The organism is Staphylococcus sp. 11007852 (assembly GCF_011394325.1).
GTDB classification, from domain to species: Bacteria; Bacillota; Bacilli; order Staphylococcales; family Staphylococcaceae; genus Staphylococcus; species Staphylococcus agnetis.
In genome coordinates, this window is sequence record NZ_JAANBJ010000027.1 from 91,611 (window position 1) to 111,083 (window position 19,473).

The 19,473-nt window shown below is 35.4% G+C and carries 19 protein-coding genes; 17 read left to right on the forward strand and 2 right to left on the reverse strand.

Features of this window, described 5'->3' with window-relative positions:
- Positions 1-12 precede the first annotated feature (12 nt).
- Positions 13-324, forward strand: a complete 312-nt coding sequence (locus tag G8Y85_RS08680; RefSeq protein ID WP_037565581.1) for a rhodanese-like domain-containing protein — start codon at positions 13-15, stop codon at positions 322-324.
- 42 nt (positions 325-366) lie between these two features.
- Here the strand turns inward: G8Y85_RS08680 and G8Y85_RS08685 are convergent, their stop codons facing one another.
- Positions 367-1,629: a BaiN/RdsA family NAD(P)/FAD-dependent oxidoreductase gene (locus G8Y85_RS08685; RefSeq protein ID WP_165805710.1), complete on the reverse strand. Its 1,263-nt coding sequence runs from the start codon at positions 1,627-1,629 to the stop codon at positions 367-369.
- Positions 1,630-1,745: 116 nt separating this feature from the next.
- Between G8Y85_RS08685 and G8Y85_RS08690 the strand changes: the two genes are divergently transcribed.
- From G8Y85_RS08690 to G8Y85_RS08725, 8 genes are all read left to right on the forward strand, one after another.
- Entirely contained in the window at positions 1,746-3,386 is a 1,641-nt protein-coding gene (locus G8Y85_RS08690) for a putative polysaccharide biosynthesis protein (protein ID WP_105995999.1), read from the forward strand.
- The gene (locus G8Y85_RS08695; protein ID WP_107370904.1) at positions 3,386-4,093 is read left to right on the forward strand and encodes a pseudouridine synthase; all 708 of its coding nucleotides are present in this window, start codon (positions 3,386-3,388) and stop codon (positions 4,091-4,093) included. Before G8Y85_RS08690 ends, G8Y85_RS08695 begins: the two co-directional genes overlap by 1 nt.
- Before the next feature lie 71 nt (positions 4,094-4,164).
- The gene (locus G8Y85_RS08700) at positions 4,165-4,584 is read left to right on the forward strand and encodes a YtxH domain-containing protein (protein WP_060551276.1); all 420 of its coding nucleotides are present in this window, start codon (positions 4,165-4,167) and stop codon (positions 4,582-4,584) included.
- Positions 4,585-4,768: 184 nt separating this feature from the next.
- Positions 4,769-6,178 carry a dipeptidase PepV gene (gene pepV / locus G8Y85_RS08705; RefSeq protein WP_103346309.1) on the forward strand — a complete coding sequence of 470 codons (1,410 nt, stop codon included), beginning with the start codon at positions 4,769-4,771 and terminating at the stop codon, positions 6,176-6,178.
- 1 nt (position 6,179) lies between these two features.
- Positions 6,180-7,028: a D-amino-acid transaminase gene (gene dat / locus G8Y85_RS08710; RefSeq protein WP_103346310.1), complete on the forward strand. Its 849-nt coding sequence runs from the start codon at positions 6,180-6,182 to the stop codon at positions 7,026-7,028.
- Between the two features lie 228 nt (positions 7,029-7,256).
- Positions 7,257-8,048: a phosphotransferase family protein gene (locus G8Y85_RS08715; protein ID WP_103346311.1), complete on the forward strand. Its 792-nt coding sequence runs from the start codon at positions 7,257-7,259 to the stop codon at positions 8,046-8,048.
- Between the two features lie 14 nt (positions 8,049-8,062).
- On the forward strand, positions 8,063-8,728 hold the full coding sequence (gene trmB / locus G8Y85_RS08720) for a tRNA (guanosine(46)-N7)-methyltransferase TrmB (RefSeq protein WP_060551272.1): 666 nt from the start codon (positions 8,063-8,065) through the stop codon (positions 8,726-8,728).
- Between the two features lie 99 nt (positions 8,729-8,827).
- Entirely contained in the window at positions 8,828-9,655 is an 828-nt protein-coding gene (locus G8Y85_RS08725; RefSeq protein ID WP_103346313.1) for a YtnP family quorum-quenching lactonase, read from the forward strand.
- A gap of 67 nt (positions 9,656-9,722) precedes the next feature.
- On the opposite strand, the gene G8Y85_RS08730 is transcribed toward G8Y85_RS08725, so the two are convergent.
- Positions 9,723-10,049, reverse strand: a complete 327-nt coding sequence (locus G8Y85_RS08730) for a hypothetical protein (protein WP_037565570.1) — start codon at positions 10,047-10,049, stop codon at positions 9,723-9,725.
- Positions 10,050-10,142: 93 nt separating this feature from the next.
- On the opposite strand from G8Y85_RS08730, the gene G8Y85_RS08735 reads away from it, so the two are divergent.
- From G8Y85_RS08735 to G8Y85_RS08770, 8 genes are all read left to right on the forward strand, one after another.
- Positions 10,143-11,213, forward strand: a complete 1,071-nt coding sequence (locus G8Y85_RS08735; protein WP_165805711.1) for a M42 family metallopeptidase — start codon at positions 10,143-10,145, stop codon at positions 11,211-11,213.
- A gap of 14 nt (positions 11,214-11,227) precedes the next feature.
- On the forward strand, positions 11,228-11,536 hold the full coding sequence (locus tag G8Y85_RS08740; protein ID WP_103346316.1) for a thioredoxin family protein: 309 nt from the start codon (positions 11,228-11,230) through the stop codon (positions 11,534-11,536).
- A gap of 92 nt (positions 11,537-11,628) precedes the next feature.
- Positions 11,629-12,489, forward strand: a complete 861-nt coding sequence (locus G8Y85_RS08745) for a DUF1444 domain-containing protein (RefSeq protein ID WP_165805712.1) — start codon at positions 11,629-11,631, stop codon at positions 12,487-12,489.
- Between the two features lie 16 nt (positions 12,490-12,505).
- Positions 12,506-13,105 carry a YtpR family tRNA-binding protein gene (ytpR, locus tag G8Y85_RS08750; RefSeq protein ID WP_060551266.1) on the forward strand — a complete coding sequence of 200 codons (600 nt, stop codon included), beginning with the start codon at positions 12,506-12,508 and terminating at the stop codon, positions 13,103-13,105.
- 14 nt (positions 13,106-13,119) lie between these two features.
- Positions 13,120-16,335 carry a DNA translocase FtsK gene (locus G8Y85_RS08755; protein WP_165805713.1) on the forward strand — a complete coding sequence of 1,072 codons (3,216 nt, stop codon included), beginning with the start codon at positions 13,120-13,122 and terminating at the stop codon, positions 16,333-16,335.
- A gap of 22 nt (positions 16,336-16,357) precedes the next feature.
- Positions 16,358-17,671, forward strand: coding sequence for a UDP-N-acetylmuramate--L-alanine ligase (gene murC, locus G8Y85_RS08760; RefSeq protein ID WP_103346319.1), 1,314 nt, complete (start codon positions 16,358-16,360; stop codon positions 17,669-17,671).
- A gap of 76 nt (positions 17,672-17,747) precedes the next feature.
- A complete protein-coding gene (locus tag G8Y85_RS08765) occupies positions 17,748-18,353 on the forward strand; it encodes a DUF948 domain-containing protein (protein WP_037565563.1) in 606 nt (201 codons plus the stop codon).
- Between the two features lie 92 nt (positions 18,354-18,445).
- The gene (locus G8Y85_RS08770) at positions 18,446-19,447 is read left to right on the forward strand and encodes a YtxH domain-containing protein (protein ID WP_165805714.1); all 1,002 of its coding nucleotides are present in this window, start codon (positions 18,446-18,448) and stop codon (positions 19,445-19,447) included.
- Positions 19,448-19,473: the final 26 nt, after the last annotated feature.

Genomic DNA, 19,473 nt, shown 5'->3' on the forward strand with positions numbered 1-19,473 from the left:
GGATGTTCAGAAATGAAAGAAATAACGACTGACGAGTTAAAATCTTTACTATTAAGCCATGATGTTGTGAACGTAATTGATGTGCGTGAAGACGAAGAAGTAACTATGGGAATGATTCCCAATGCGAAACATATCCCTATGAACGACATTCCAAACCACATCAACGATTTTAATAATGAAGAAACGTATTATATTGTTTGTGCTGGTGGTGTGCGTAGTGCGAAGGTAGCAGAATATTTGCTCGATCATCATATCGATGCGGTTAATATTGAAGGCGGTATGAAAGCATGGGGTAGTGAAGGATTAGAATTTAAACGTATTTAATATTAAAGACGTGGGAATCAATGCGATTCACCACGTCTTTTATTAAATCGTATGATAGCCGGCATAATACCCTGCGACATAACCGGTTACAAGTGCACTCGTAATGTTATAGCCACCTGTATACCCATGGATGTCTAATACTTCTCCGCAAAAGAAGAGGCCAGGTGTCAATTTTGACGCCATAGTAGCAGGTACAATTTCTTTAATGGATACACCGCCGCCAGTAACAAAGGCTTTGTCAATTGAAAGTGTCCCGTTGACTTTAAAAGTAAAGTTTTTTAACAGATGGACCAATTGATTCAACTGTTGTGATGTTAAATGATGATAGGTCGTATCTAGTTGAATATCAGCTTGTGATAACATGAAATTCAAGTATCGTTCTTCGATTAAGCCATGTAAACTATTCTTTATAATTTTATCCGGTGCTGATTGGAGTAATGCCTTAACTTTTTCTCTAAGTTCAGCTTCATTCATTTCCGGAAAAACATCAAGGTGCATGTCAATTAAAGGTTGTTTTTGTTGTTTTTGTTCGTAGTAAACAAATTGACTACATCTTAATGCAGCCGGACCGCTAATACCAAAATGTGTAAAAATCATATCCATTTGATGTGTAATGCGTTTTTTTCCATTTTTCTTAAGTACGGATAATGCAACGTTTTTCAAGCTCAATCCTTTAAGTGTCTCTGCTTTAATAAATGATGCGCTAGATTTAATAGGCACTTCAGTAGGGAAAAGATCCGTAATTGTGTGATGGAACATTCTTGCAAATCGATAGCCATCACCAGTTGATCCCGTCTGAGGTACACTAGTGCCGCCTGTTGCAATAATTAATGATTTGGCGAGGTAAGTACGTTGATCGTCTGTAACGACTTCGAATAATTGTTGATCGTTTTTTGAAGTTGAAACCACCGTTGTTTCTTCTTTAATTTCAACACGTTGTTGTTTTAGTGTAGTGACAAGCGCTTGTAACACATCTTCAGATTTGTTGCTAGCAGGGAACATTCTACCATGGTCTTCTTCCTTTAATGGAACGCCTTTAGATTCAAAAAAGGTGATAATTGACTCATTATCAAAAATGGAAAAAGGACTATATAAAAATTTCCCATTTCCTGGAATATGTTTAATAATTTCATTATAAGGTAGGCGATTTGTAACGTTACAACGTCCGCCGCCAGATATTTTTAATTTACGACCGAGACCTTTTTTCTTTTCTAATAATAATACGCGTTGTCCTTGTTCGCTTGCTGAAATAGCTGCCATTAAGCCACTTGGGCCACCGCCAATGACAATAGTTTGGTAACACATAGTATGAATTCTCCTTGTTCTTGATATAACGATTTTAACATAATACGTTTACGTGTATAATAACCATATTGTGTTATAATTTATTTTTGAAATTAGTACGTTAGGTAGGTTGAACTATGAGTGAAAATAAAGAACTAGTCAGAGGGACCTTTCTTCTAACAGTAAGCATACTTATCACTAAAATTTTAGGAATCATTTACATTATTCCTTTCTACAAAATTATAGGTGGCGCTGATAATTTAGCACCTTTTAACTATGCTTACGGTCCTTATAATATTGCGATTGCAGTAGCTACTGCAGGGGTTCCTCTTGCTGCATCGAAATATGTTGCCAAATATAATACGATTGGTGCATATCGTGTAAGTCAAAAATTATATAAATCAAGTTTTATTGTAATGAGTATTACAGGTATTTTAGGGTTTATTATTTTATATTTGCTGTCTCCAACAATTGCATCTATTACCATCGCTAACAATACAAATGATGCTGATGGTTGGACAGTGGCAGAAATCACTTCAATTATTCGTACAATTAGTTTTGTGGTTATTTTTATTCCATTACTTGCGACTTGGAGAGGGGTATTTCAAGGATATAAATCAATGGGTCCTACTGCACTCTCAGAAGTAACTGAACAAATCGCACGAATTCTCTTTATATTAATTGGAAGTTATATTGTTTTAAATGTCGCGCAAGGGTCAGTTCTATTTGCAAATGGCATCGCAACCTTTGGAGCTGCAATTGGGGCCATCGCGGGATTATTAACGCTTTGGTGGTATTGGATTAAACGACGTCCTCATATTCAAAAGATGGTAGAATCTGATACAACGGGCATTGATGTCTCTTACGGTAAAATGTATAAAGAAATTATCTCTTATAGTATTCCGTTTGTTATCGTTAGCTTGAATTTCCCGTTATTTATAATTGTGGATCAGCTTACACATAATAATGCGTTAAGTATGGCTGGATTTGCACCACGACTACAAGATATGTTCTTTACGATGTTAAATATGACGACGAATAAAATTGTGATGATACCCACATCGTTAGCTGCTGGTTTTGCTATTAGTTTAATCCCTTACATTACAAAAACCTATGAATCTGGGGACTATATAGAAATGCATAAGCAAATTCGTACGTCATTAGGTGTATTAATGTTTATTACCGTCCCTGCAAGTTTAGGTATCATGGCATTAGCGACACCCCTTTATACCGTTTTTTATGAGTTCAGTTATGACGGCAGTAGATTATTGTTTTATTATGCACCTGCTGCGATATTAATTTCCTTACTCAGCGTGACAGCTTCTATGTTACAAGGGATTGATAAGCAAAAGCTCACTGTATTTATTGTAGTTGGCTCTGTCATTATTAAGTTCGTATTAAATACACCGCTCATCTTTTTAATGCATACTGCTGGTGCGATATTGAGTACATGCCTTGCATTAACGTTTGCGATAGTTTGTAACTTAATCGTGCTGAAGAAATATGCTAAGTTCAAATTTGAAGACACTATTTTCGACGTATGTCGAATACTATTAGTAGGATTTATGATGATGATCGGTGTTGAAATCACATATTTCATACTTCAATTATTTATTTCACCAGCGTCTCAAATCGGTGCATTATTGATTACAACTATGTGTGTGATTGTCGGTGGATTGATATATGGTTCTATAACGATGCGTACACGATTAGCGGATAAGTTTTTAGGTGAATTACCAAATAAAATACGCCGTAAGTTAGGATTGAGCTTTTTATAATGAGAATCGATAAATTTTTATCTCAAATGGGAATAGGTACACGTACTGAAGTCAAAGCGTTGATAAAAAAAGGATTTGTCCAACAAAATGACCAAGTCATAAAGTCAGCTAAAATAAAAATTAATCCACATACAGATGTCATTAAAGTACACGATGAGGTGATACATTATGAACCCTATGTTTATATCATGTTGCATAAACCTCAAAATGTAATTTCAGCAACTGAGGATGACGACCATGTAACGGTTATTGATTTAATTAAAGAGTACGCACATTTAGATTTATTTCCTGTTGGTCGTTTAGATAAAGATACTGAAGGACTATTACTAATTACAAACGATGGCCAATTTAATCATAAATTGATGAATCCCAATCAACATGTACCGAAAACCTACTTTGTAAAAACTAAATTTCCGATTCAGCAAAAGGATGTTGAGGTGTTTAAAAAAGGCGTTACGTTAAAAGAAGGGGTATTAAAACCTGCAACCCTTGAAATTTTAAATCCTTTTGAAGCGTTAATAACGATTTCAGAAGGAAAATTTCATCAAATTAAGCGTATGTTTCATAGTGTGGATAATGAAGTGATCTATCTCAAACGTGTAAAAATAGCAAACTTGTTTTTAGATGAATCTTTAGAGCCTGGCGGATATAGAAAATTAACTTTAAGTGATTTCGAAGCTTTAGGATTAAAAGATAAATCCATCTAAAAATGTATTTTAAATGTTTGATATCGTTAGAGGTGGGTATGGTATAGTTAGAATTTAAAGAGGTGATTAAAATGGCGAAGTCAACTAATTTACTAAGAGCAATCATCGGTATCGGTGGTGCAGCATTAGCGGTTGTGTTATCAAAAAAGCAAAATCGCGATGTATTGAAACAAGAAATTGATAAATATAAAGAAGATCCTGAAAGCTATAAACAAAATGCGCGTGAAAAAGTTACGCAAGTCAGTTCTTTAGCTACTGAAGAATTTAACAAAGTTAAAGCAGATCCGAAAGCTTATATGAATGAAGCAAAGCAAGACCCTAAAGCATTTTTTAATCAAAAAAAGGATCAGTTTTCTCAAAGTGGTTACGTTTCTCATGATAGTAAAAGAGAAGCGGCATTTGATGACGAAGGTGGCGGTGACCCTTCTAACAATTTGCGTGTCGTGACTGAAGAAGATTTAAAATCTAATAAAAATAACGGCTCTCATTAATCATTTAACCTACAACTAGGACGCATATAGATGTCCTAGTTTTTTTACGTCTTTTTTTAATATAGTAAGTGTCGCTAACGATATTGTTTTCAGAAAAATTAAAATAATATTAGGGGTTCTACTGTTGTTTATAACTTAAATCATGTAAAATAGGACTCATAATACATAAAAGGAAGATGATCACATGTGGAGAGATAAAGTACGTGAATATGAATCAGAAATCGTAGAAGATTTAAAGGGATTACTTGCTATTAAATCTGTACGTGATGATGCGCATGCAACGGATGAAGCGCCTGTGGGACCTGGTCCAAGGGAAGCATTAGATTATATGTATAGCTTAGCTGAACGTGACGGCTTTACAACATTTGATGTAGATCACATTGCAGGGCGCATCGAAGTAGGTAAAGGTGATGATTTATTTGGTATTTTAGGACATGTGGATGTCGTACCTGCTGGAGATGGGTGGGCATCTGATCCATTTGAACCTGTTGTTACTGAAGATAAAATTATTGCTAGAGGGACATTAGATGATAAAGGTCCTACAATTGCTGCTTATTATGCAGTTAAAATTTTAAACGATATGAAAGTGGATTGGAAAAAACGCATTCATATCATTTTAGGCACAGATGAAGAATCCGATTGGTTATGTACAGAACGTTATTTTAAAACTGAAGAAATGCCGACAATAGGAATTGCACCTGATGCGGAATTCCCACTTATCCATGGTGAAAAAGGAATAACTACGTTTGATATTCAACAAACTCAACTTTCGTCTGATGATGATGAACCTGAAGTGGAGTTATTAAGTTTTATATCTGGCGAGCGCTATAATATGGTACCAGATTATGCTGAAGCAAACTTGTTGGTAAAAGAAAATATGACGGACTGTATTCAACAATTTGAAGCATATCTTTCACAGCATCATTTAAAAGGTAATCATGAAGTAGATAGTGGCGTATTAAAACTTACAATGGAAGGTAAAGCTGTACATGGAATGGATCCTTCAATTGGTATTAATGCGGGCTTGCATTTAATACATTTTATTAATTCGTTAACATTAGACCTCAATGCAAAAAATTGGGCTAGTTTTAGTGACCGTTATTTATATGAATCTCATTTTGGAGAAAAAATGGGAATGCGTTTCCACACAGAGGCAATGGGCAGTCTAACAACTAATATTGGTGTAATTCAATATACTAAGGCCTCTGGTGGACAATTTGGAATTAATTTAAGATATCCTGAAGGTTTTGATTTCGAGGTAGCCATTCATAAATTTGAGAACGAAATCGCGCAACAAGGATTTTCAATCAATGTTGGAAAGATACAAACACCACACTTTGTGGATCCTAAAGATCCATTTGTTCAAAAATTATTAACAGCATATCGCAATCAAACTGGCGACTTACGTGAATCCTTCACGATTGGTGGAGGGACTTATGCACGAAACCTTGAAAAAGGTGTGGCATTTGGTGCGATGTTTGAAGACTCAGAGGATTTAATGCATCAAAAAAATGAATACATTACTAAGAAACAACTATTTAACGCTACAAGTATCTATTTAGAAGCAATTTATTCAATTTGCGTGGAGGGATAATATGACAAAAGTTTTATTAAATGAATCATTCGTTGATGAGCAAGATGCTAAAGTTGCTTACAATGATCGCGGTTACAATTTTGGCGATGGCATTTATGAATATGTACGCATATATGATGGCAAATTATTTACAGCAAAAGAACATTTTGAACGTCTATTAAGAAGTGCAAGTGAAATCGGTTTAGATTTAAATCACACTGTAGCATCACTTACAACACTTGTACGAGAGTTTGCTCAAGTGAATAAGGTCACAAATGGTGGGGTATATATACAAGTAACACGGGGTGCAGCACCACGAGACCATGCTTTTCCTACGCCAAGTGTTGAACCTGTCTTAACTGGCTTTGTAAAATCATATGATCGTCCTTTCAAAGCTTTAGATGAGGGCGTAGGTGTAGTAACAACGGAAGATATTCGCTGGTTAAGATGCGACATTAAAAGCTTAAATCTTTTAGGTAACGTACTAGCGAAAGAATACGCTACAAAATACAATGCCGAAGAGGCCATTCAACATCGTGGTGATATTGTCACTGAAGGTGCGTCAAGTAACGTTTATGCTATTAAAGATGGTGTCGTTCATACGCATCCAGCAAACAACTTTATTTTAAATGGGATTACGCGTCGAGTAATTCAATGGGTATGTGAAGATGAAAACATTGAGTTTAATGAAGCGCCTTTTACAGTGGATTTCTTAAAATCAGCAGATGAAGTAATCATATCTAGTACATCAGTTGAAGTGATGCCTGTCGTTTTAATTGACGGTGAATCGGTGGCTGATGGCAAAGTAGGTCCAATCACACGTACTTTACAAAAAGGATTTGAAAAATATATCCATTCACATTCCGAATAATGTGTTAATATAAGATTACTTAATGAATTGAACATTAACATTTAAAAATAGAAAAAAGTGACCTTTAGTGTCTCATTTTTGGTTGAAAAAAGTGGCTAATAATTATAAAATCTTTTATGAGTGCTAATTAAAAATTGGAACGTTGAAGTAGTAAATAATTGTTATTAATATGGCTCTTGAATTTCTTTTCTAGAGCCTTTTCTCTTTTGAAAGTGAGGTGAACGTGTTGTGGAGCAGTTCTATCAACTAGGTTGGACGCTCGATTCAGCTGGCGGCGCATCAGGTGAAGCTTATATGGCAGAACAAGATGGACAGAAATTATTTTTAAAACGTAATTCTAACCCTTTTATTGCAGCATTGTCTGCAGAAGGGATTGTGCCGAAGCTTGTATGGACGAAAAGAATAGAAACTGGTGAAGTTGTGACTGCACAACATTGGAAAAATGGCCGAGAGCTTGAAGCTGATGAAATGAATCAACACCGCGTTGCCCACTTACTGAAGAAAATTCATCAATCACGTCCACTTTTAACGATGTTAAAGCGCATGGAAATGACACCGATTACACCTGATATCATGTTACATAAAATCAATGCGTCGTTATCTAGCGATGTATTAACGCATCATATCATTCGACATGCGTTAAGTTATTTAGAATCTCATGTACCAGAATACGATCCTAGATTTTATACGGTCGTTCACGGTGATGTTGATCATAATAACTGGCTGCTTTCTGATAAAGATGAACTCTTTTTAGTTGACTGGGAAGGTGCTATGATAGCTGACCCAGCAATTGACATAGGTATGCTGTTATACAATTACGTTCCAAAAAATGAATGGTCTTCTTGGTTCGAAATTTATGATGTTAAAGAAACGATGAATTTAAAAAAACGAATGAAATGGTATACAGTGATTCAATCTATTGGAATGGTGCAATGGAATGAAGAACATAAACGTTTTAAAGATATGAATACATGGCTCAAATTTTTGCATGCTGTGATGAAGAGCGATGTGTTTATTTAAGGAGATAAAGAATCATGAGAATGCGAAATAAACCTTGGGCCGAAACTTACTTAAGAGAGCATGCAAATATTGTGGATTTAGATTGTGTGCATAAGCATCAAGTGACGCAATGGTTTGATAAAGAACAACCGATTCATATAGAAGTTGGATCAGGTATGGGTAAATACATCACTTCATTAGCAGCAAAGCACCCTCACATTAATTATATTGCCATTGAGCGTGATAAAAATGTAATGATTCGTGTATTAGATAAAGTGCGTGAACTTAATCTTACAAATATCAAATTATTATGTAATGATGCGGTAGTGTTAACCGATTATTTTAAACCTAATGAAATCGATAGAATTTATTTAAATTTCTCTGATCCTTGGCCTAAAACGAGACATGCGAAACGTCGTTTAACAAATCATCGCTTTTTGTCAATATATAAACAAATTTTAAATCAAGATGGTGCTATACACTTTAAGACGGATAATCGTGGATTATATGCCTACAGTTTAGAAAGCATGTCGCAATTTGGAATGTATTTTACAAAAATCAATTTACATTTACATCAAGAAGATGATGGTGAGAATATCACAACTGAATATGAACACAAGTTTTCAGAAAAAGGATCACGAATTTACCGTATGGAAGCTAAATTTCATCACAATTTTTCTGAATTTGTAAATCAAGACTAAGATTTTATGACATGATTTATAAACTTAAACGTGAGATACTGTAATCAAATAAACATGATTTGATTCGTGTCTCACTTTTTTATTTAAGGAGAGAGTTTAATGAAAATTGGATCGTTTGAAATTAATGCTTTAGATGGTGGTCATACACAAATGGATGGAGGCGCTATTTTTGGTGTCGTGCCTAAACCATTATGGACAAAAAAATATCCCGTGAATGATAAAAATCAAGTCCCACTTGTGACGCATCCTATTTTAATTCGTACTGGAGATAAAAATATTATTATTGATTCTGGCATTGGTAGTGGCAAACTAACTGAAAAGCAACACCGTAATTACGGCGTTCGAAATGAAAGTCAACTTGAAACTGATTTAGCTAAGTATCAATTAACCGTTGAGGATATAGATTTAGTATTGATGACACATATGCACTTTGATCATGCGACGGGTCTTACGGATTCTAACGGTAATGCGACATTCCCTAATGCCTGGCATTATGTGCAACAAGATGAATGGCATGAATTTATCAGTCCTAACATAAGAAGTCAAGCTACGTATTGGCCTCAAAATAGGGGAGGTTATGAATCTAAATTGATTTTGTTTGAAAATCAGATAGAACCTTACCCTGGTATTACTATGAAGCATACAGGTGGACATAGTTTTGGGCATTGTATTATTGAAATTCATAGTGACAGCGAACATGCTGTTCATATGGCGGATATTTTGTCAACTTCTGCTCATATTAATTCATTATGGGTAACCGCATATGATGATTATCCAATGCAGTCTATACGTGAAAAAGAACGATTGACGCGCCAATATGCCGCACAAGGGTATTGGATACTGTTTTATCATGATGTATCAAACTTTGCGATTAAACTTTCTGAGGATGGTAAAAAGGTTCAAGAAGTAATCAAAAGAAATGAATAAATTAAAATCGCGTTAGTAGAGTGTGACATCTTTTAAAAACGATGTCTTCTTTACTAACGCGATTATTTTAAGTCGTTTGATTTTCAGTAATATCTAATATTTCTCCAGTCTTAGCATTTGCATAAAACGTATAGTGATGTGTCACATCATTTCGTGTCGTCGTAATGCCACCCTTATAGGCTGAATAAGTATCTAATTCCTTATGAAATTGAACGACTTCATATAAAATATAAGAACCTGTAACATTATTAAAGTATTGTTTAACGGATTCTAATACATCATGAGGTGGCTGGTTGCGATCACGTTCAAGATGAAGAACATAAAAATAGCTTCCAGCTAACAATGTGCCAATCGCAATTGGTATCAGTAATGGCCAATTTTTTCTGTTTAACATTGCGATCTCCTCCTTGAAAGACTTAGCTACAGTTTACCATAATTTAAGTGATATACTGTAATAAAGTGAATTATTTTTAAAGGAGTGAAAGGCATGAACGAAAAAACGCTGGAGCGTATTAAATCATTAACTGAAATGCATGGTGCTCCCAACTTTGAGACACCTGTGCGTCATTACTTAGAACATGAAATGCGTCCATATGTCGAAACATTTGTGAGAGATAAAATGGGTGGCATATATGGTGTGAAAAAGAGTCAGCAATCTAATGCACCAAAAGTGATGGTAGCAGCACATATGGATGAAATTGGTTTTATGATTACTGAAGTTACCAAACAAGGTTTTATTAAGTTTACACCTTTAGGTGGCGTGGCAAGTGATATTTGGCAAGGTCAACGTTTAAAAATTAAAACCGGTGAAGGCGATGAAATTACTGGGGTAGTCGCTAATATTCCAAAACATTTTCAAACGGGTAAAGAAAGTACACCTAAAATTGAAGATTTATTACTCGACATAGGAGCTGAAGATGCGTCAGAGGTATATGCGCGGGGGATTGCGATAGGTGATTCAATTGTTCCGAATACCGAATTATTGCAATTATCACAATATCGATACGCTGCCAAAGCTTGGGACAATCGTTACGGCTGTGTATTAGCCATCGAAATACTCGAAGCACTTCATGATGTTCAATTAGATTTTGACTTGTATGTGGGCGCAAATGTCCAAGAAGAAGTGGGTTTACGTGGTGCGGAAGCCGCAACACAATTAATTCAACCAGATGTTGCTTTCGTGGTTGATTGTTCCCCGGCTAATGATATGAAAGGGAAGTCAGGTCTTTCAGGTGAGTTAGGTGCGGGGGCATTATTACGAATTAAAGATGGTACGATGTTATTGAAACCCGCGTTCAAATCATATTTATTAGATGTAGCAAACAAGCACAGTGTGTCATATCAACACTATATCTCTCCAGGAGGTACTGATGGCGGTGTCATACATAAAGCGTTAACAGGTGTTCCAACTGCAGTGATTGGTGTATGTGCTCGTTATATTCATAGTACAGATGCTGTATTTGATATAAGAGATTATGAGAATGCTAAAAATTGGTTGTATTATGCAATTCAACAACTAGACGATAAGGTCATTCATCAATTACAATATGAGGACTAAAGGAGGTATAAGTTATGAAATCGATTCAGAATGAAACGGAATATCAACAATATGCCCAATCACAAACAGTATTTATGTTCACAGCTGGTTGGTGTCCGGATTGTCGTGTCATTGAACCAGATTTACCTAAACTGGAATCAAAATATCAAAATTTCAATTTTATTGCGGTCGATCGAGATGCGCATATTGACTTAGCGATAAAAGAAGGCGTTATGGGTATCCCAAGTTTTATAATGTATAAAGATGGGAAGCGCGTAGGAGATTATATTGGTAAAGAAAGAAAATCAATAGAACAAATTGATGGATTTTTATCACAATTTTAATGACTTTTTCGCCCTTAGGACATGGTTTTTCTCTAGTCCTGAGGGTATTTTTATTGTAAACTAATATAAGGCATGTATTTAGGAGTGAAAACATGAATGTCTTTAAAATGAGAGATACTATAAAATCACGATTAACGCATTTAGATGTGAATTATCAATTCAATCGTGATCAAGAATCACTAAGAATTTATCGTGTAGACAATCACAAAGGAGTTACTGTAAAATTATCTCCTATTGTAGCTAAATACAATAAAGGTCAAGCGCAAATCATTGATGAAATCATATATTATGTAGAAGAAACGATACATCAAATGGAAGATGAAGCGCATAAAACGTTAAATGAGAAAAGAATTATGCCAGTCATTCGTGCAGCGAGTTTTCCTACCAAAACTAAAGAAGGGCATGCATTTATTACCGAACCGCATACGGCGGAAACAAGAATTTATTATGCATTAGATTTAGGTAAATCGTATCGATTGATTGATGATGCATTAATGAGTGAATTACAATTGACACAACAACAACTTAAAGAGATGGCATTATTTAATGTGCGTAAACTGAGTAATTCGTATAAAGCGGATGAAGTTCAAGGTAATATATTTTATTTTATTAACACAAATGATGGTTACGATGCTAGTCGGATTTTAAACGCAACTTTATTATCTGAGTTTGAACAACGCATGGAAGGCGAAATGTTAGTCGCAGTACCTCATCAAGATGTGTTAATTATTGCAGATATAAGAAATAAAACTGGCTATGATATTATGGCACATATGACGATGGAATTTTTCACTAATGGTCTAGTTCCTATAACGTCATTGTCATTAAGTTATCAAAATGGCCGTTTTGAACCTATATTTATTTTAGGTAAAAATAATAAACAAAAATCGAATGCATCACCAAATGTCATTCAACATTTAGGTGCATCCCAAGATCAAAAGAACCGCAAATAAGGAGTAGATGAAGAACATGAATTTATTTTATAATCCCAAAGGTGTTGGCAATGTAGCCTTTTTACAAATTGAAACGGTAGATGGGCCTTTTGAATATGAAAAAATCAACGATGTTGTATTGATTAAAAAAGACAATAACGTTGTTGGATTAAATATTTTTAATGCAGATCAACATCTTACTATTGAGGGAAATGGACATATTACATTCAGTGAAGCTCATGCGACAGATATTCAAAAATTGTTAGATCAGTCAAATATTAACTTTAAATTAGAAGCTGATTTTTCACCTAAATTTGTTGTAGGTTATGTTCAATCTAAAGAAAAGCATCCTGATGCGGATAAATTAAGTGTGTGTCACATTGATGTAGGTGATGAAACATTACAAATCGTTTGTGGTGCACCAAATATTGAAGCAGGACAAAAAGTAGTTGTAGCCAAAGTGGGCGCAGTAATGCCGAGTGGCATGTTAATCAAAGATGCCGAATTAAGAGGTGTTGCTTCAAGTGGTATGGTGTGCTCAATGAAGGAACTCAATTTGCCAAATGCACCTCAAGAAAAAGGTATTATGGTTTTAGATGATAGTTATAAAACAGGTCAATCATTTTTTAATGCATAAAAGGAGGGCGTATTATGAGCTGGTTTGATAAATTATTTGGTGAAGAGACGCCATCAGACCGTACATCTTCAGAAAAAAAACGCTCTACTGTACCAAAAAAATCGAGACATGATTTGATTCCACAAACGAATGATGTATATCAAAGACCACGTGGGAAATTTCGTTTTCCGATTACAATGGATTACGATATCAATGATAGGGAAGAACAGCGAAATGACTCCGTAACACTTAAAAAACGTGATATTGAAGGTACTGAGCGCGTATCATACGGTGTTGATCGAAAGACACGTCGCCACCGTACACACGGCTTCTCAAAGACTAAAGCAACACATGTGTATCAAAGTAACCGTACTCGTCCAAGTCAACAACATGCTTCTCAACTTTTTCAAGGTACAATACCAAATGACAAAACAACTAAAACCCATCATCAACGACCACATAAAGAAGTGGACCATTATAAAGGTTCGTCAACGACAACTAAAAGTATTCATAAAGCAAATTATGCTAAGCCAACGACTGAATTTAAAGCGAGCGAAGTGCCATCTGCAATTTTTGGGACACAAGAACGTAAATCGATTAAAAATAGCGGATTAAATCAACCTCCAGGTACGCGATCTAAAACAACGCAACCACCTGCAAAATCGCTTGGCGAACGTAAGAAAACACCGAATCATTCAAAACGTGATAATACGATTAATATTGAAAATATTTATGCATCGCAAATTGTTGATGAAATTCGAAGAGAACGTGAGAAAAAAATCCAACAGAAAAAACGCTTTAAAGAAGCTTTACAACATAAACGCGCTTTAAAGGATGAAGATCCGCATGCGGACATTCAAAAGGCTATCGATAAAATGCATGCTTCTCAAGCACGTCAACTGTTAGGAAAAGATTATGAAGAAGCGGACCTAGAAGAGCATCTTGAACCTAATGAGGCTGTGACACCTGAGGCCAATGAAGACGTGGAATCATTAGACCAAGCCCAAACAGAATCAGATATTCAATATGAAGAAATCGATTTAAGTCAAATTCATTTAGAAACAGATGCGGAACAAACATTATCTTCAGACAAGGTTAATACTAAAGATAATGACCAAGCATATGAATTTGATGATGTGCAAACGCGTACAAAATCACAACAAGTACATAATACGCATTGTTCTACTTCGAACGTAATAGATGATGAAAATGAACAGGTAGTTAATGACAATGTTGACATTACAATAAATGACGATCATCTTAATCAAGATGTAGCGTCACCGTTGGACGACACCAATAATCAGTCAGATACGTCTGCGCGTACCTTTAATGCATCAAATGAAAATTACGTTGAAGACGCCGAGAATATTAATACAATAAAAGACGATATACAAGAAGGTTCAAAAAAGAGCAATTCAAGAGATGAATCATCAATTAATGTCGATGTACCTCAACTATCTCATGATAGGGTAGAAGAAAATTCAACAACACAACCTGATGAAATAGAAGTGACTAAAACAGAAGCGCGTCAAATTGTTCCACCTTTAAAACCTGAACAAAAGCAAACGCAAAATGCTAATAAAGTCCCGATACGTAAAGGAAGTAAGCCATTTAATGTAGTTATGACACCTTCAGATAAAAAGCGTATGATGGAGCGACGTAAACACGAACACTTACAGCGTCAAACGATAAAAAATACTATGAATCAAACTACGTCTCGAGATATTCAAGCAACTCAGCAAAACATACAGAATGACCACACACAACAATCAAGTGAACGTGTGCATAGTCCAGAAATCGTTACGACGTCACAAGTGAATACTGACACCAAAGAAGAAGAGAAAAAAATTCGCCGTGGTCCTGTGTTGAATTTGCCAAGTATAGATCTTCTTGATCAACCTGAAATTCATGAAAAAGACAACGCATGGATTGAAGAGAAAAAGCAACAACTTAATGATGCATTTTTCTATTTTAATGTACCAGCTGAAGTTGTAAATGTGATTGAGGGTCCTAGTGTAACGCGTTTCGAACTGTCTGTGGAAAGAGGCGTTAAAGTTTCTCGTATTACGGCATTACAAGATGATATCAAAATGGCTCTCGCTGCAAAAGATATTAGAATAGAAGCACCTATTCCAGGTACGAGTTTAGTGGGTATCGAAGTGCCGAATCAACATCCAACAAAAGTAAACTTGCGCTCTATCCTAGAAACGCCAGCGTTTAAACATGCTGAATCGAAATTGACAGTAGCAATGGGTAATCGCATCAATAATGAACCGTTATTAATGGATATTGCAAAAACACCGCATGCACTCATAGCTGGAGCAACTGGATCAGGTAAATCGGTTTCGATTAACAGTATTTTACTATCATTACTTTATCGAAATCATCCAGAAGAGTTAAAATTGTTACTTATTGATCCTAAAATGGTAGAGTTAGCACCATATAATGATTTGCCACATTTAGTCGCACCTGTAATTACAGATGTTAAAGCGGCTACACAAAGTTTAAAATGGGCCGTTGAAGAAATGGAACGGCGTTATAAATTGTTCGCACAAACGCATGTGCGTAATATTACAGCATTTAATAAAAAAGTGAATTATGATCAACGTATGCCTAAAATCGTTATTGTCATTGATGAATTGGCAGACTTAATGATGATGGCACCACAAGACGTTGAACAATCAATCGCACGTATTGCTCAAAAAGCACGTGCGTGTGGCATTCATATGCTTGTCGCAACTCAAAGACCATCTGTAAATGTCATTACAGGCTTAATCAAAGCGAATATTCCTACACGTATCGCATTCATGGTGTCTTCAAGCGTCGATTCACGTACAATTTTAGATAGTGGTGGCGCAGAACGTTTGCTTGGATATGGTGACATGCTATATCTTGGTGGAGGTATGAACAAACCGATTCGTGTTCAAGGTACTTTCGTTTCAGATGAGGAAATTGATGAAGTAGTGGAATACATTAAATCACAAAGAGAACCTGAATATTTATTTCAAGAAAAAGAGCTCCTTAAGAAAACTGAAGAACCAACGAAAGATGAATTATTCAATGAAGTTTGTGAATTTATGGTTAAAGAGAGACACATTTCAACATCTCTTATTCAAAGACATTTTCAAATCGGTTATAACCGTGCAGCACGTATTATAGACCAATTAGAACAATTGGGTTATATTTCGGGAGCGAATGGCTCTAAACCGCGCGATGTCTTTCTCACTGAAGCAGACTTACAAGACTCATAAATATAGAAAGGGGCATAAAATCATGACAAAATACCATTTCGTCGGCATTAAAGGCGCAGGGATGAGTTCATTGGCTCAAATTATTCATGATTTAGGATATGATGTTCAAGGTTCTGACATTGAACAATATGTATTTACAGAAATTGCATTAAATAATAAGGGAATTAAGATTTTACCTTTTAGCGCTGATAACATTACTGAAGGTTTAACAGTGATTGTTGGAAATGCATTTAAAGATACGCATGAAGAGGTAGAAAGAGCACGTGAATTAAATTTAAAAGTGGTGCGCTACCATGATTTCTTAGGTGAAGTTCTTAATAAATACACGTCGGTTGCAGTAACCGGCGCACATGGTAAGACTTCTACTACAGGACTATTATCACATGTGATGAATGGTGATAAAAAAACATCATTTTTAATCGGTGATGGTACAGGTATGGGCTTGCCTCAAAGTGAATATTTTGCTTTTGAAGCATGTGAATACCGTCGACACTTTTTAAGTTATTCACCTGATTATGCAATTATTACAAATATCGATTTCGATCATCCAGATTATTTTGCGGATGTTGAGGATGTTGTTAATGCCTTTCAAGGTATGGCAAATAATGTAAAAAAAGCGATTATTGCGTGGGGCGACGATCCGCATGTTAAAAAAATTAGTGTAGATATACCTGTGTATTATTATGGTTTTGACCCATCAATGGACATCTATGCCGACAACATTGAAATTACGGATAAAGGAACTGCTTTTGATGTCTATATCCGTGGTGAGTATTACAATCATTTTATTTCACCACAATATGGAGACCATAATATTTTAAATGCGCTAGCTGTTTTAGCAATTACGTATTTAGAAAAGCTTGATACACAAAATATTAAAGATGCATTGATCACTTTTGGTGGTGTAAAACGACGTTTTAATGAGATTTTTACAAAAAATCAAGTATTAGTTGATGATTATGCTCACCATCCAAGAGAAATTAGTGCTACAATTGAATCAGCTAGAAAAAAATATCCAAATAAAGAAGTAGTGGCTGTTTTCCAACCACATACGTTCTCTAGAACAAAAGCATTTTTGAAGGAGTTTGCAGATGTATTAAATCAAGCAGATTCTGTATATCTATGTGACATCTTTGGCTCTATTCGTGAAAATACAGGTGAGCTCACAATTAATGATTTATTAGATTTAGTAGAAAATGGACGCTTAATCTCTGAATCAAGTGTAGAGGTCCTTGAAAAACATGAAAATGCGGTTATTCTTTTTATGGGTGCAGGTGACATTCAAAAAGTTTTAAAAGCATATTTAGAAAAAATTGGTGTTGAACATAGCTTTTAATGTTTGAGTAAGAGTTGTTTGGGTATCTATATAAAATAAATAGCATATTTTAAAAGTCAATAGGAGGCGTTTTCGAATGGAATGGATTTTACCAATTGCAGGAATTATTGCTGCTATCGCGTTCTTAATTTTATGTATAGGAATTGTTGTAGTTTTAATTTCTGTTAAGAAAAACTTGGATCATGTTGCTAAAACACTTGATGGTGTTGAAGGCCAAATCCAAGGTATTACACGTGAATCAACGGATTTACTTCATAAAGCGAATCGTTTAACTGAAGATATCCAAGATAAATCAAATCGTTTAAACTCAGTAGTTGATGCTGTTAAAGGTGTTGGCGAATCAGTTCAAACGTTAAATGGTTCTGTTGATCGTGTAACGCACTCAATTACAAACAACATTTCTCAAAATGAAGACAAAATTTCACAAGTTGTTCAATGGTCAAATGTTGCAATGGAAATTGCCGACAAATGGCAAAACCGTCAAAGTCGTCGAAATAGTGCAGCTTACAAAACAAACAATGTGTCTTCTGATGCTAAACAAGGTTCTAAATCAAGTTCTTTATCAAACGAAGATTTAGTTAATAGTGAGTATGAAAACAAAGACTTAAATGATTTCAACACTAACCCTGAATCAGTAAACACAAAATATACAACATTAAACAATGATTCAAATCGTAAGTAAGTTGACGGTTAGTTAAATAAGTCTTGATTTTACGCACTTAAATGAGGTAATACCTTTGTTTAAGTGCTTTTATTTTAAGGAGGCAATTTGAAATGGAAAAATATAATCGTGATTTGCATACTAAAGGTTTAGAAAGTTATGAAGTCCCACAATATGAGGGTGAACCTCGTGCACGTTTAGACCTTGTATTTGGATTTGTAGCAGGGGCTGTTTTAGGAAGTGCGTTAGGACTTATTTTAAAACCTACGTTAGAATCTGATAAATCTAAGACACAATCAAAAAAACAAAATAAATTAAATAAAGTAAATGATCAAGATACTGCTTTACGCGATGAAGCAAAAAGAAAAGCAGATGCTTTAAAAGAGCAAGCACGCCGTGTGAGAGAAGATTCAAAAAGACAACGTTCAGCTTTAACTGATACGGATGACCCATCATCTAAGGAATTAGCTGCACAACGCCGTGCTATTCAAAGTGAAGTTGATAGTGATCGATTAGAAGGACAAACTGCAAAGCAAACGACTTCTGCTACATCTTCTGATGCCGAAGCGTCTGATTATGATCGTAATCGACGTACGGGTGAGGATGAAGTGAAAGTAGATCATTCTGACAAGTCACGTACATCTACTGGTGCGGCAACTGCAGGAGTTGCAACTGCAGGTGTGACTGCAGCTGGCGTTGCGCATGCTTCTGATCAGCATCAAACGTCTAAACGTCAAGATGACAATTCTGAGGTGAGTAGTGATGCGCTGTCTGCACAAAAGCGAGCAATTCGCTCTGAAGTTGATTCAGACCGCTTAGAAGGCCAGACTGGACCAACTACGACTGCAGAGTCTGAAGAAAGTAAACAATCTGAAACAGATAAGCCGTCACAACCTTCATCCACTTCATTAGGTGCACAACGCCGTTTATTGGATATGAATCAGACTAACGCATCAGATACACCTCAAAATGAACAAAATGTACGCCTGGAAAATGGTGTGATTACTCATGATAAAGATAAAGATGATTTTGAACTTTCGAATCATAACCAAACTGTAAGTGAAGAAGCTAAAAAAACAAATAGTAAAGTAGACAAACATACGTTTGATCAATAATACTTTTTAACTTAATGATTTTAGGG